Origin of the sequence: Leeuwenhoekiella aequorea, from assembly GCF_004104375.1 — a bacterium.
Lineage (GTDB): Bacteria > Bacteroidota > Bacteroidia > Flavobacteriales > Flavobacteriaceae > Leeuwenhoekiella > Leeuwenhoekiella aequorea.
Genome location: NZ_QOVM01000007.1, coordinates 1 through 12703, shown reverse-complemented (window position 1 = coordinate 12703; position 12703 = coordinate 1). Strand labels below are relative to the sequence as shown.

The following is a 12703-nucleotide window of genomic DNA, read 5'->3' as shown; positions in this document are numbered from 1 at the left end:
ACTTTAAGGTAATCAATAAACTAATTGCGATGAAAAAAAAGGAACATAAAGAATGTACCTCTGCTTTGTTACCGGTAAGGGACACTTTAGATGTAATAGGTGGAAAATGGAAGCTTTTAATTTTAATTTCAATTTGGGAAGGCAATAAGCACTTTAGGGAAATAGAGCGAAGTATTCCAAAGTTGAGTACCAAAGTTTTGTCAAAAGAATTAAAAGATTTAGAAGAAAACCAGTTGATTACAAGAACTGTTTTAAATGGTTTTCCTGTTAGAACAGAATATATGCCTACAGAGCATTCTCGAACGCTGGGAAAGGTCATTTTTGAATTGTATAATTGGGGTATCCACCACAGAAAAAAAATCTTTGGGAATGAGTCTTTTTCAAATAATTCAGTTCAAGTGTAGTGAATTTGGATTTCATTAGTTTTAACGGTTTTGTATATGAAAAGTAGGCGATTTAAAAGCACGAAACTTTTGGACAAGTACTTATTAGCTATGTTTAATACACGGTGTTGCCGACTGGCTTTCTTTCCGCAAACTTGCTAGTGTTGGCGTGAAAGCTCTTTTAAATTTGTGAGGTACGAGCAAACTTTAAATGTGCTTGAACTTGCGTTGGCTACTTACGCTATTCTTTTCAGTTTTTGGTCAATCACATATACACCAACCATACAAAATTCTGAAAATTTACCATCATTTAAATTCACTTTATTAACAAGTATACCTGGTATCGGTATTAAAACGGCCTTATTTTTAGTTGTGATAACAGATGGCTTCTCTAAGATTGAGAAGGCCTCTCAACTGTGCAGTTATGTAGGAGTCACCCCGACAATACGGGAATCTGGGAGTAGCGTAAGAGGCAGAAGCAGGATCAGTAAAATGGGAAACAAAAAGCTAAGGAACCTATTGTTTTTGTGCGCGTTCAATGCATGTAAATACAACAAAGGTTGCAAGGAAATTTACGATCGAATCGTAGCTAAGGGTAAGAGTAAAAAACTGGCATTAATTGCAGTGGCTAATAAGCTTTTAAAGCAGGCTTTTGCTATCGCTAAATCAGGATTGCCCTACGATGAAAATTATGTGTCTGTTCTACATAAAGGATAGCTCCAAAATGAAAAAGTGAAACAGTTAAGATCTGTAACTACAGATTTTAGCAAAGGATACCTATGTCTCAAATTTAATCAAGAAAAGAGTTGTTTTTTACCTCAGTTCTTTGTTGGGTACAGTTATTTTTGTTCATAACATTTATAATTCGAATTTCTTTTTCGGAAATAGTCTTTCAATGGTTCTAATCCAATTCTTTTTCGCTCTTTCTCTGCTGTTTCACAATCGCAAATAATTGCTTCCTTACTTTTTGAACCAAGATAAGAGCCAATGATATTACAAGTCTCTACAAAAATTGTATTTCCTCTTTTTCTTTTTGCTATTGTTTTTAAGTTTTTATAGTCTAATGGATAAGCAATATTATAAGGGGATAAATTCCCATTTAAAATAGCTTCAATTAAAATTGGTTTTAAATTCATTACTTGTTCTGTTGAGAAGTGATGTAACATAATGGTTATTTCTCCGTAAGCATATTTTCCATCTTCATTTCCATCACCAATATTAATTCTCCCTGGCCATTTTCCAATATTCTCTTTTATTATTTCTAAAAGATGATTATGATTATAAGTGTCAGTTTTTTTCATTTTTTTCCAACTACCAAAAATTGGATGTCGGGCAGATTGGTCTTCCTCAACCATTTTGAGAAGTTCATTTCTCAAAGTCAAATTCAAGGACTTTAAGTAATTTTCTCTTATTAAATCATACTCTTTCTTTAAAGGTTTCCACTTGACAGACTTTTTAAACTCTGAAAGTTCTTTTCTTATTCTTTTTTTAGTTAAGCCAACTGAAATTCCTTTTTTCAGGTATTCGTAAGTTTTTTGATTGTCATTTAGATTTTCAGAATTGATAGAAGCTAATAGTAAATCATCTTTAAAAGGTTTCTCAACAAGTTTAAATGCGATTCGATAGAGTGAATCAGATTTTTTGAAATTTCCATCAAGATTTTCAATTTCAGCTTTGTTTATTGTTTCGTAGTAATTCAGATAATTTTGAGCTGAAATTTTATGAATTCCAAATAGTATGATTGTAATTGAAAATGCTAATATTTTGTTCATTCAGTTCGTTTTTCGGTAATTGTACCCAACGTTGTTGTGTATGGTTAGTTGCGTGTTTCAGCAACTAATTTAGTAAACAAAAACGAACGCGAGAAAATTCCGAAGGAATTTTCCAAATAAGCACTTGCCAAAGCAATTAATTATACACGGTGTGCCTGTTGCACAAGTTAGCAAAAATGTAACATTCAAGGAATGGTATATTTACTTGGCTGTTGTAAATTCATGGTATGCAAGGAAAGAAAGTATATCAAGAGCAGTTGTTCAACAGTTTTCGCTTGAGTGATCGCGTACCCTCCACAAATTTCTACCGGCGTCTAAAGGGTGCGTTGAACCTGGATTTTCTTTATGAACTTACCCGTGACTTTTACGGAAGCAGTGGTCAAAAAAGTATAGATCCCGTTGTGTTTTTTAAGCTGTGCTTAGTGGGCTATTTAGAGAATATCATCAGTGACCGGAAGCTTATTGATCATTGCAGTATGCGTTTGGATATCCTGTATTTCATCAGTTATGATATTGATGAGGAGTTGCCCTGGCATTCCACCATTAGTCGTACACGGCAGTTGTTCCCTGAAGATGTGTTTGAATCTGTTTTTACTAAAGTGTTCACGCTTTGTGTAGAAGCCGGAATGGTAAGTGGCCATACTCAGGCTATAGACAGTGCTCCTGTAAAAGCCAATGCCTCGATGGACACTCTGGAACTTAAAGTACCTGAGGAAGAACTAGAATCTCACTTGCGCAGAATACGCCATATCAGTGCTATGGACAAAGAGCAGCCGTTTCGTAAGAGCAAAGGCGATAAATCAGATAAGAGCCAGCGCAGCATAACTGCCAGCGAAGAAGAATTAAAAGCCATTAGCACCCGCAACAAGCGCTGGAGCAAAGATCAGGATCAGCGTCCGGGAGCAGGAAATAAGGGAAGTAAGTACACCAGCAATAAAACCCATTACAGCCCTACCGATCCTGATGCACGGATTAGTGTAAAACCGGGCAAGGCCAGAAAACTCAATTATCTGAGCCAGCTTAGTGTAGATACGGGTCATCACGTGATTACAGATATCAGAGCGTACCACGCAGATGGAAAAGATAACCAGCAACTGGCCGATATTGTTAAACGGGTAAAGCGGCGCTTGTGGCAGCAGGGTTTGGTGTGGGAGAATTGTGTAGCCGATACGGGATATAGTAGCGGCGAGAACTACGCATTTTTAGAAGCACAGAGCCTAAAGAGTTTTATACCTGCCCACGGAACTTTTAAAGGCGGTCCCGATGGGTTTAAGTATGTTGAAAATCAGGATCATTATCTGTGTCCACAGGACAAAATAATCCCGTTTACCAAAGAGTTCAACGATTATAGAACCGGAACCCGAAAAAAGGAATACCGTGCCCGCAAGCACGTGTGTATTGATTGTCCTATACGCAGCAGCTGTCTGGGCAAAAGCGCACAGGAAAAGAAGTTTAGTGTTACTTACTACCGCGCAGAATACCAGCGTAACATCGCCCGGGTAGAAAGCCCTCAGGGCAGGTATATGAAAGGCAAACGACAAAGTACCGTAGAACCTGTCTTTGGAACCTTAACTCAGTTTATGGGTCTGAGAAAAGTAAACACCTTAGGGTTAAAACAGGCCAACAAATGTATGCAGCTATCCGCCATAGCCTACAACCTCAAGAAGTACCTGAAGTTTATTGAAAAACGCACCAAAAGTGGGGCAGGGATGCTCGCTTCATTTTTTTCTCTGGAAAACAGACTGATAACCCTCGATAAATACGTTTTAACGGTTCTGAATTTGGTCTAAATCCAGATGATCAAAAAAAGAAAAACCGCTCTAAAAGCGGTTTAAATAAGTGAGATTTTCTGAGAATTAGAGGCTTGTGCAACGGTTACCGGTGTTAGCAGTTGTTTTTATTCGCTAAATCTGAAATTCATAGCTGGGTTTTGTCTTTGTTTTTTCATTTCTACATATTTCTCAAAATCATTTGTTTTAGAGATGACTTTGTCAGAACTTTTCAGAAATGTACTATAGTTTAAATTTGTAATCAAATCAGAATTCCAATCTCTAATTATTCCAATACCTCGATTCAATTCCGTGAGATTTTTGTCAAGTTCTTTTTCGAAAATAAAAATAGAAAAATCACTTGATATAGGTAGGTGTATTGTTAAAAACTCAATATAATTTCCAATATCAACTACAGGTTTATCTTCTCCAGGAAATGTCATTAAAGCTCTATGGTAAGCAAGAAAATCTGGTTTCCACCGAATGTTAATTGGTGTGTTGGTTGTAATAAAGTGTTCTTTTGATTTATTTAATAAAAATAACTTTCCAGCATTTCTTAATTGAGTTTTAATATTTAAAATTTCGTCAATTAAATGGTCAAAAAACAGGTGGTAAGTTTTGTTTAATTTGAAGTCTAACCCATAAAGTTGCTCAATAATTCCGAATATTAGTAAATTATGGATTACATCTAAAAACTCTTTGTCTTCTAAATCTTTAACTCCAGTCTTTAAAGCAAATGAAACACCTAAATATCCTAGTCTTTCCCTATAAAATGGTGTCCTAAAAGTTTGTAATAATATGAAGTCATATAATTTCTCCCTTTCAGATCTTTCAAATTTAAAGTCTTTTTCAGATTTTATAGTTCTATCTAGGAAGTTCAATAAAATAGCAGAAACTTCCTCGTTTAAGATTCTAATATTGTCATCAACAATTTCTTCGTAATTTTCTGAATGGTCACTAAATTTATTCAGAATATCAGGATTTATATCATAAAGAAGTTTTTCGTAACATTCTTTTTTTGGGGAAGTTTGATATTTATTTTCTCTATTAACATCAAAAACAAAAAACTTCTCATTTTCATCAGCGAAGTTTCTCAAATAGAATTGAGGCACATAATGTTGCTTGATGTTTGTTTTTCTCGATGTCATTTCCCAAATAACTGCTAACGGTTTTGTGTATGATTAGTGGCGTGTTTTAGCACCTAATTTAGCAAATAAAAACCGAATAGAAAATCCGCGAGGATTTTCGTAAGTAGGCGAGAACCAGCCATTAATTATACACGGTGTTAGCCTTTGTTATTTTTCAATTTTCAGTAATTATTTATCCGAATGGCGAACCAATTACGTGAAGAACAACATCCGAAATAAAATGGACTATCATAGCCATTATTAAGCCATAACGCCAAAATATCCAACCAAATGTTGTTCCTGTTATCACATTTCCCAATATTATAGTTCCGATTACAATTGGTGATTGGTCGAAATAATTACTTGACATTGGAATATGAATAAGTCCAAATAATAAAGCAGTTATTATATTTCCAGTCCATACTATTCGATTGGAAGCTTTTTTTGTTTTAATAATGTATTTAATTACCGTTACAATTAATGACATAATACCTAAACGGAATATTATTTCTTCAGTAATTCCAGCTGAAAATGATGCAAATAGATTAGGAATTGCAGAAGGATGTTTAGCTTTTGCAGTACCTATTGGAAGTATAAATTCTTGAATTTTAAGTAACCCTAGAATAAATACCCCTAAAATGATACCGATAAATATACTTGCAAAGACTATTTTTTTATTAAAAACCTCAGAAAATGGTTTTCCAGATAATTTTTCTACAATTAAAGGTGCTCCAAGGTTTGCTTTAGCAGATACCCATAATCCAATCCAAATAAGGATAGAGCCAATAATTAAAGAAGTTACTCCATTTGAAATTATTGATTGAAGAATTGAAGAGTTCTCCAATTCACTAGCTTTAGAAGTTAATTCTTTAACAGCTCTAGAATGAGGTATATTAGCAATGGCTGCTATAACGAACATAGTTAATAAGCACCAAAAGGTTTTCCACCGGAATTCTGTCTGATTCTTTTGATTACGTATTATAGGTTTTGGTAGAGATAAGTTCATTTATTTGCCAAAGTGTTTTTTTAATAAAGGCTAACGTTTTAGGCTATGTGTCGTAGCGTGGTTTTGTAACTAAGATAGCAAAAAGAAACTGACGGGAGCAAGTCTGTAGGATTTTCCAAAAGTGCAGGGAAGAAGCTATGGTATATAGCCATTGTTCTACGCAGTTTCTTATTGCGTTATTAATTCTGGATCTTCTATTTCAATTCCTGTGTAGATATGATAATCGCTGTCAGGCATTATATTTTTCATTGTTTTGCAGTAATCAATCAGAAATTTTGCATTATCTCCCAATCCAACAGTCATAAAGTTTAACCTCTTTTTTTTATAGGTAATCTGTAATCTACCATATTTTAGGCTGTCTAGATTCAGTCTATTTTTATTCCTTTTTAAGAACTCATTAAATTTCCAAGTGGTGTCATTTACAGAAATAAAAACGGGTTTAATTTTCTTAAACTCAGCACCAATTACCATTGACTCGGCAAATTCCGGTTGTACCTTCAGTGAGTCCTTTTCTCGTGTGATTGTTAGTTTTTCTACACCTTGGAACAAACATTGACTTAAGCCAACCCAAATTTTTATTGTATCCAATTCAGTTATTTTATTGGTCAATTCTGTATAATCGTTTTGTATTGAAAAGTTCGATTTAGCCAATTGTGGTTTCTCTTCTGTTCTACATGAAACAAAAAGCATAAGCAGAATTAATATTTTTAGTAAGTTTGTCAAATTGCGTAGAACGTGTTTGTGTATGATTAGTTGTGTGTTTGAGCAACTAATTTAGCAAATAAAAACCGAATAGAATATTCCGTAGGAATATTCGTAAGTAGGCTAGAAACAAGCAATTAATTATACACGGTGTTGGGCATAGTTATTTTTTCACACTTCTTAATTCTTTCATTGTTTTTAGACCTTTCTCAGTTAAACTCCAAAACAAAGACATTCCGCCATTAGTACTTTTACTGTATTTAACATTTATGAGACTTAATGAACTTAAATGAACTTTCATAGTGTTGAAATCATCTTCTTTTATTATTGCGTAAACAGTAGATTTTTCAAACTTTTCTAAAATTCTCTGCGCAAGGTATCTTTTTACATTTGAATCAGCAGGATGTTCCAAAAGATATGGTGAAATGATATAAAAAATTTCTCCCCAAGTCATTTTAAATTCTTCACTAGCTGAACCTGAACCTGCTTTAAATGAAAAAGTGTCGTCTAAACCGGCTAACTCTTTCTCCGAAATGAAAATTGGGTTACTGTCATTTTTTTCTATTTGTTCAATTTCCTCTTTTAGTTTATTGTTTTCTTTCCGTAATTCATTAACCTCAGATAAGATTTCGGTATTTCCAACTGTATTAGACCTAACCCAACCTATCGCTGGGTATGTTTTAATAGTTTTTTGAAGACTTAAGGCGACAAGACCTGGTAAGTCCTCTGCTTTATTCCAGAACTTGACTAATCTTCCAGTTGTCACTTTGTTTCTGAAATTCTCGAGTTTCTCCCTTAAATCAGGGTCAATATCAGATTTGCTAACTGGAATTTTATCTGGATTTTCGTGAACTAATGCTATGACTTTTATCTTCTTTTCGCAAGCATAATCAAACTCCTTTTCTGTGTAGCTTAATCCGTCTTCTGATAATGAACCATATCTACCTCCAATTATAACTATATAATAATCGCAATCATCAATAACTCGTTTTATGAAATTTAATTGTTCTTCGTCTAAAGCTGGGAAAATTTCCATTCCAGCAGGAATACAATCCATTTCCATTATTGTTTGTATTACTTGCGAACGCTCATCTTTTAAATCAGCATATGTAGAACTTACAAAAACTTGATATCTTTTGTCCATTTTTAATTAGTGATTTTCTTAATTATGCCCAACGGTCTCGTATAACCGTCAGTTACGGGTTAATATGCATTAATTTTCGGTTTGGCACAGACTTTAGCAATTCCGAGTGGATTCGAACGTAGTCGAATCCGCCGTAATTGCGGTTATACATTGTTGTAAAACGTTTTTTATCCGATGCATATTTCTAAATTTTCGTTTGGTAATTCATTTTCAAATAATCTCGTTAAAAATAAATTCGACCGTCTTACTTTTAAATCTTTCTGGTTTTTAAATTCAATTTCAAAGTTTCCTCTTTGTCCAATATCAAGAGTAAAAATCTTCTTCGCTCGTTTTTTAAAAGCAAATGATTGAATTCTCCACTGAGTTCCTTTGGGTTTTATAATTTGTCCGTTATCGACATTTTTTAAATCGAACGAAAAATTACCAACTTCAACTCCCCAACCTCCAAGAACTTTGACGCTATAAATTCCAACAGGAAGTTCAATTTTTGCGTTTGAACTATAAATGTTTATTGGTGAATTCATTTCTTGATATATTCTTCTAACCAGAATTCTGCATAAGTCCACATAAAATTTTCTTTCTCTTTTGAGAGTAGCTTTTTCAACTCGATTTGGTCGAAATATGTGCATCCTGAACAAACAGAAACCAAATCGTTTGATTCGTAGGCTTTTTTTATTAGTCCTTTGTCAGTTTCTGTCAGCTCGTATTTATTCAATTCGGCTAACCTTTCCGCAACTATTACCGCTAAATACCTTTCCGCTGGATTTTTAGAGTTTAGTTTCTTAATTACTTTTTTGTACTTATTATCGTGTAAGTCAAAAGTAAAATCATTCACAACATCCGAACTTGTTCCGCCAGCATAACATCCAAATCCAATTAATTCTTTCGGATTGATATTATCTTGGGCAAATCCGATGCTTGAAAGTAAAAATGTCAATATTAAAATCGGTATTCTCATTTTTGGTCAAAATGTTTTACAACGGTCTCGGCTATGAGTAGTTGCGTGGGTTGGTACGGAACTTTGCAAGTACGCACCAAACTGAAAATCCGCGAGGATTTTCAGAAGTAGGCGAGAACAAGCAATTACTTATAGCCATTGTTGTGTGTAGTGCTTTTATTTTTTTATAAATCTTTTAATTAGTTCGGAAAATCCATCTTTGTTTTTGATGTTGCTAAAAATTCTGTTGTATCCGATTATTACTTGTCCACTTGGTCTAATACAATAGCCACAGTCATTTTTCCATTCCGTTTCTAAAACATCGTCATAGTCCAGAATTGTGTCGAATACGCTTTTACCTTCGCAAACAATAACTTTTGGATTTGTTAATTCAATAAGTTGCCCAGTCCATTCATAACTTTTTTGCCAAAAATCGTTGAAAGAATAATTGTCAAGTTGATTGATACATTTACTAATATCAGTTTGATTTTTTGTTATCAGATAATAAAAGTTTGTCTTAATTGACTTTTCATTGAGAAGTTCCTTAACCTCTGGAATTGAAAAACCAGCCATTTCAAATGACTTTATGGTTTCTATGGCTAATCTGTAATTTGGATTCTCGCCATCAAGAAATTCCATATATGAAATTTGATGTTCTGGCTCTGTAATAACTTTTCCTGAATTGTTGGGATTTCCATTTCCTGGATTAATTCCAATGAACATAATTTCAGGATTTTCTATGTATTTGCTATCCCAAACATAAAATCCTCCATATAGAGATTTTGAGATTTCGTTTTGGTCAAGTTTATTTTTCAAGTCCGTTAGACTTGTTTTGATATCGTCAGACCAATTTTGATAAGTTAATATTTCCATTTTATAGTGCTGGTGAATGTTGTCCTTTATTCGTTCCGTTTGGATGTCTTGCACATCTATTCACAGTCATAGATGAGATGCTGTTGTATTTAGTTCCGCAATATTTACATTCGTAACGGGATTTTTCACTTCCTTCGTAAAGTTCGTGCGAACCTTTGTTTGTTCCGTTCGGATGTCTTGCACATTTATTGATTGTCATTGTCGAAATACTTGAATATTTCGTTCCGCAATTTTTGCAATAATAGTTTGCCATAATTTTGATGTTTTTCAGTTAGTTTGTTGGGTTGGTCGCATTACACACAACGGTCGTGGCTATGAGTAGTGCGGGCACAAAAACGCACTTTCCTTTCGGTTGAGCACAGAGCCAAAACCTTGTTTTCTGGTTTTTTATCTTATTATTTCAAAAAGCCAAAACAAGGTTTTGGCGGTATTCCAAATATACCTGAACTTTCGGTTAAACACTTAATCCCGCATTACGTATAGCCGTTGTTGTGAGCTGGCTTTTCTAAAAAGGTCTAAAATATCTCGAATGTTTCTTTGGCAAAGTGAACTTAAGTTTTTTCTTAGGTCTTAAATTCCGAATTTCAGATGCAGGTATAAAAATCGCTAAAATGGCGATAAAAACTGTTAGTAACCAAGCGATTATTATACTAAATTTTAGAAAGGAAAAGTTACTGAAAAACTGTTTGAATCGATATATAAATAATTCTTCGGTTGTGTATGTAAGCTGATAAAGTACAAAAGCTAACAAAAAAGCAATTGCTCCAAAAATAAGTCCTCCCCATATAACTGTTTTATCAAAATATAGACTTCGAAACTCGGAATAATCTCTTGGTAATGGCTCGCTATTTATTACTGGCGGTAAATCGTCTGCTGTTATTTGAAATTTATATAAGTTAAATCCTTTTCTATCGTAAATACTAAAGATACCATCTTCATCAACTTCTTTCTCGGTAGGTCTAGGAACTTCACCTTTAATTAAAAGTTTTACTATAAAAAACTCTCCAGAGTTTAAAAGTGGAAAGTTTAATTTGGAAACATTCCCAGGTTCAGAGATTTCTAAGCTTACCTCACGTCCTTCTGGTTCGATATCTATCAGATTAGCATCTAGGATAGTTCCATTATTTGGAATTTCTAGTGTTAAAGGGGAAATGATATTTCTAATAGCTATATCACCTGTATTTGCTATTACGAATTGTATTTGATATAAGCTCTCTACTTTTTGTCCTTTGAAATCAACCTCTAGATTGTTCTTAACTTCAGGGTCAATATTGGTCAATATTTCACTGATGTATTGTACGAAACAAGATAAAGTTTTCGCTTTAACTGATTTTTTGTAAAAATATCGACTCGCCCATACTGTAATTAAACCACCAATTATAATTCCTGATATTGTTCCAATAAATGTTTCCATATTTTTTTGTCTTATACTGAAATAGGTTGACCAGTTGCCGGTTTACTATTTTGTTTTTAATGAGTTACTAATATCGGTATTTTTCTGTATTGTCTGTAATTATGATTTTGATTTGAGTGAGCGAGGTTTGGAGTTTTAAATTCCAGGCTGTAGTGCATTCGTTTGGAGTTGTATATTTTAACTGCTTTTTTAACCATTTTCTGAGCTAGTTTAAGATTCACAATTGTTTTACCCAATCCAAATTCCTGTTTTAATATTCCGTTGATTCGTTCGGCTACGGCATTCTCATAAGGGTCATATTGCTGAATCATACTGATTTTGATTTGGTTTAATTCAGCAAAGGAGGTATAAGTAGGATTACAGTATTGCAACCCGCGGTCTGAATGGTGAATGAGCTTTTGATGTGGGTAGTTGCGTTGTGTTAATGCCATTCGTAATGCATCAATGCAAAGACTTGTTTTCATATGATCATCAATTTTATAACCCATTATTTTTTTAGAATAGGCATCTGTTACCAGCGCGAGATACGCATTACCTCCATCAGTTTTAATATAGGTGATATCACTTACCCACAGCTGCTCTGCAGCTTGGGGAATGAAGTCTTTAACTAAATTAGGATATTTATAAAAGTGATGTTTAGAGTTTGTAGTGATGTGTGCTCTTTTGGTTCTGGGTATGAGCAGTCGATGTCTTCTAAGAAGTGAATAGAAGCGATCTCTGCCCATTTTAATATTCTTTTCAACAAGAGCCGGTTTGATTGATTTATATAGTTTTAAACCGCCTGTTTTGGGCATTTCTTTTCTGACCTGTTCAATAAGGTCAAGAATTGCCAGTTCTTGCTTGTTGGACTTTTGATGTGTTGCCAGACGCTTGTAAAAGCTTGTTTAGATATCCCGAAACATTGATAAACCCATTTCATTTTAAAAGGTCTCTTTTGCGTTTTTCTATCTCTTTGGCCAATGCTTCGGGCAAATGCTTTTTTGCTAGATCGAGTCCTGATAAGTTCTCGAGATTAGCGATGTAATCCCTTTGAAACTCTTTTACAAATTCCAGTTCTTCAATTTTGTCTTTTAGCTTTTTGATTTCATCTTGTTTACTCATACCTCGTTTCTTTTGTTCTAAGGTACTGTATTTTTTTAGCCAATAGTCAATAGAAGATCTTGAAACGTTGTAGGATTTAGCAGCGTAATTAACGGAGATCTGACCATTCTGTATTTGGTCAATGATCATTAGCTTAAGTTCAAAACTTACTTTTTGGTACTGTTTTTTTTGGCAGGGAGGTATGTTGTCTTTCATCTTGATCCTGAATTAAATGATTGATTTTTGGTCAACCTATTTCAGGAAATGACGTTTTTTCAGCTTGCTCACAACGGTCTCGTATAACCGTCAGTTACGGGATTAAAGTTAATAATTTTCGGTTTAGCACTGACGTTAGCAATTCCGAGTGGATTCGGACGTAGTCGAATCCGCCGTAATTGCGGTTATACATCTTAAGTTTGATTCTCTTTAAATTGATAGTATAATTAGAAAGAACAAAGAGAGGATTAAGGTTAAGTTATACGGTGAAGCTTGTGAC

General features: G+C 34.1%; 12 protein-coding genes and 2 pseudogenes. 3 read left to right on the top strand and 11 right to left on the bottom strand.

Annotation, left to right across the window (positions count from 1 at the left end):
- Positions 1-29: 29 nt before the first annotated feature.
- The gene (locus DSM00_RS13620; RefSeq protein WP_128758528.1) at positions 30-404 is read left to right on the top strand and encodes a winged helix-turn-helix transcriptional regulator; all 375 of its coding nucleotides are present in this window, start codon (positions 30-32) and stop codon (positions 402-404) included.
- 291 nt (positions 405-695) lie between these two features.
- Positions 696-1100 (top strand): annotated as a pseudogene (locus DSM00_RS13615) (transposase); the annotation flags it as partial.
- 122 nt (positions 1101-1222) lie between these two features.
- On the opposite strand, the gene DSM00_RS13610 reads toward DSM00_RS13615, so the two are convergent.
- Positions 1223-2155 carry a hypothetical protein gene (locus DSM00_RS13610; protein WP_128758527.1) on the bottom strand — a complete coding sequence of 311 codons (933 nt, stop codon included), beginning with the start codon at positions 2153-2155 and terminating at the stop codon, positions 1223-1225.
- 227 nt (positions 2156-2382) lie between these two features.
- Between DSM00_RS13610 and DSM00_RS13605 the strand changes: the two genes are divergently transcribed.
- A complete protein-coding gene (locus DSM00_RS13605) occupies positions 2383-3945 on the top strand; it encodes an IS1182 family transposase (RefSeq protein WP_128758526.1) in 1563 nt (520 codons plus the stop codon).
- A 107-nt stretch (positions 3946-4052) separates the two neighbouring features.
- On the opposite strand, the gene DSM00_RS13600 is transcribed toward DSM00_RS13605, so the two are convergent.
- The 10 genes and pseudogenes from DSM00_RS13600 to DSM00_RS13550 all read right to left on the bottom strand — a co-directional run bounded on the left by DSM00_RS13600 (position 4053) and on the right by DSM00_RS13550 (position 12423).
- Entirely contained in the window at positions 4053-5072 is a 1020-nt protein-coding gene (locus tag DSM00_RS13600) for a DUF4238 domain-containing protein (protein WP_128758525.1), read from the bottom strand.
- A gap of 172 nt (positions 5073-5244) precedes the next feature.
- Positions 5245-5970, bottom strand: coding sequence for a CPBP family intramembrane glutamic endopeptidase (locus tag DSM00_RS13595; RefSeq protein ID WP_164916344.1), 726 nt, complete (start codon positions 5968-5970; stop codon positions 5245-5247).
- A 255-nt stretch (positions 5971-6225) separates the two neighbouring features.
- Positions 6226-6780 (bottom strand): hypothetical protein, encoded by a 555-nt coding sequence (locus DSM00_RS13590; RefSeq protein WP_128758523.1) that lies wholly within the window; start codon positions 6778-6780, stop codon positions 6226-6228.
- A 142-nt stretch (positions 6781-6922) separates the two neighbouring features.
- The gene (locus DSM00_RS13585; RefSeq protein ID WP_128758522.1) at positions 6923-7903 is read right to left on the bottom strand and encodes a DUF4062 domain-containing protein; all 981 of its coding nucleotides are present in this window, start codon (positions 7901-7903) and stop codon (positions 6923-6925) included.
- A gap of 167 nt (positions 7904-8070) precedes the next feature.
- Positions 8071-8427: a hypothetical protein gene (locus tag DSM00_RS13580; RefSeq protein WP_128758521.1), complete on the bottom strand. Its 357-nt coding sequence runs from the start codon at positions 8425-8427 to the stop codon at positions 8071-8073.
- Positions 8424-8861: a hypothetical protein gene (locus tag DSM00_RS13575; protein ID WP_128758520.1), complete on the bottom strand. Its 438-nt coding sequence runs from the start codon at positions 8859-8861 to the stop codon at positions 8424-8426. Before DSM00_RS13575 ends, DSM00_RS13580 begins: the two co-directional genes overlap by 4 nt.
- Before the next feature lie 156 nt (positions 8862-9017).
- Positions 9018-9713, bottom strand: coding sequence for a hypothetical protein (locus DSM00_RS13570; protein ID WP_128758519.1), 696 nt, complete (start codon positions 9711-9713; stop codon positions 9018-9020).
- Between the two features lie 505 nt (positions 9714-10218).
- Positions 10219-11127, bottom strand: a complete 909-nt coding sequence (locus tag DSM00_RS13560) for an ABC transporter permease (RefSeq protein WP_128758517.1) — start codon at positions 11125-11127, stop codon at positions 10219-10221.
- A gap of 56 nt (positions 11128-11183) precedes the next feature.
- Positions 11184-11996: pseudogene (locus DSM00_RS13555) on the bottom strand (IS3 family transposase); the annotation flags it as partial.
- A gap of 46 nt (positions 11997-12042) precedes the next feature.
- Positions 12043-12423, bottom strand: coding sequence for a helix-turn-helix domain-containing protein (locus DSM00_RS13550; protein ID WP_128758515.1), 381 nt, complete (start codon positions 12421-12423; stop codon positions 12043-12045).
- Positions 12424-12703 lie beyond the last annotated feature (280 nt).

Bases quoted from the DNA above. Each gene is read 5' to 3' on its own strand.
- DSM00_RS13620 (WP_128758528.1), top strand. From the start codon at position 30: ATGAAAAAAAAGGAACATAAAGAATGTACCTCTGCTTTGTTACCGGTA.
- DSM00_RS13610 (WP_128758527.1), bottom strand. From the start codon at position 2,155: ATGAACAAAATATTAGCATTTTCAATTACAATCATACTATTTGGAATT.
- DSM00_RS13605 (WP_128758526.1), top strand. From the start codon at position 2,383: ATGCAAGGAAAGAAAGTATATCAAGAGCAGTTGTTCAACAGTTTTCGC.
- DSM00_RS13600 (WP_128758525.1), bottom strand. From the start codon at position 5,072: ATGACATCGAGAAAAACAAACATCAAGCAACATTATGTGCCTCAATTC.
- DSM00_RS13595 (WP_164916344.1), bottom strand. From the start codon at position 5,970: ATGTTCGTTATAGCAGCCATTGCTAATATACCTCATTCTAGAGCTGTT.
- DSM00_RS13585 (WP_128758522.1), bottom strand. From the start codon at position 7,903: ATGGACAAAAGATATCAAGTTTTTGTAAGTTCTACATATGCTGATTTA.
- DSM00_RS13580 (WP_128758521.1), bottom strand. From the start codon at position 8,427: ATGAATTCACCAATAAACATTTATAGTTCAAACGCAAAAATTGAACTT.
- DSM00_RS13575 (WP_128758520.1), bottom strand. From the start codon at position 8,861: ATGAGAATACCGATTTTAATATTGACATTTTTACTTTCAAGCATCGGA.
- DSM00_RS13570 (WP_128758519.1), bottom strand. From the start codon at position 9,713: ATGGAAATATTAACTTATCAAAATTGGTCTGACGATATCAAAACAAGT.
- DSM00_RS13560 (WP_128758517.1), bottom strand. From the start codon at position 11,127: ATGGAAACATTTATTGGAACAATATCAGGAATTATAATTGGTGGTTTA.
- DSM00_RS13550 (WP_128758515.1), bottom strand. From the start codon at position 12,423: ATGAAAGACAACATACCTCCCTGCCAAAAAAAACAGTACCAAAAAGTA.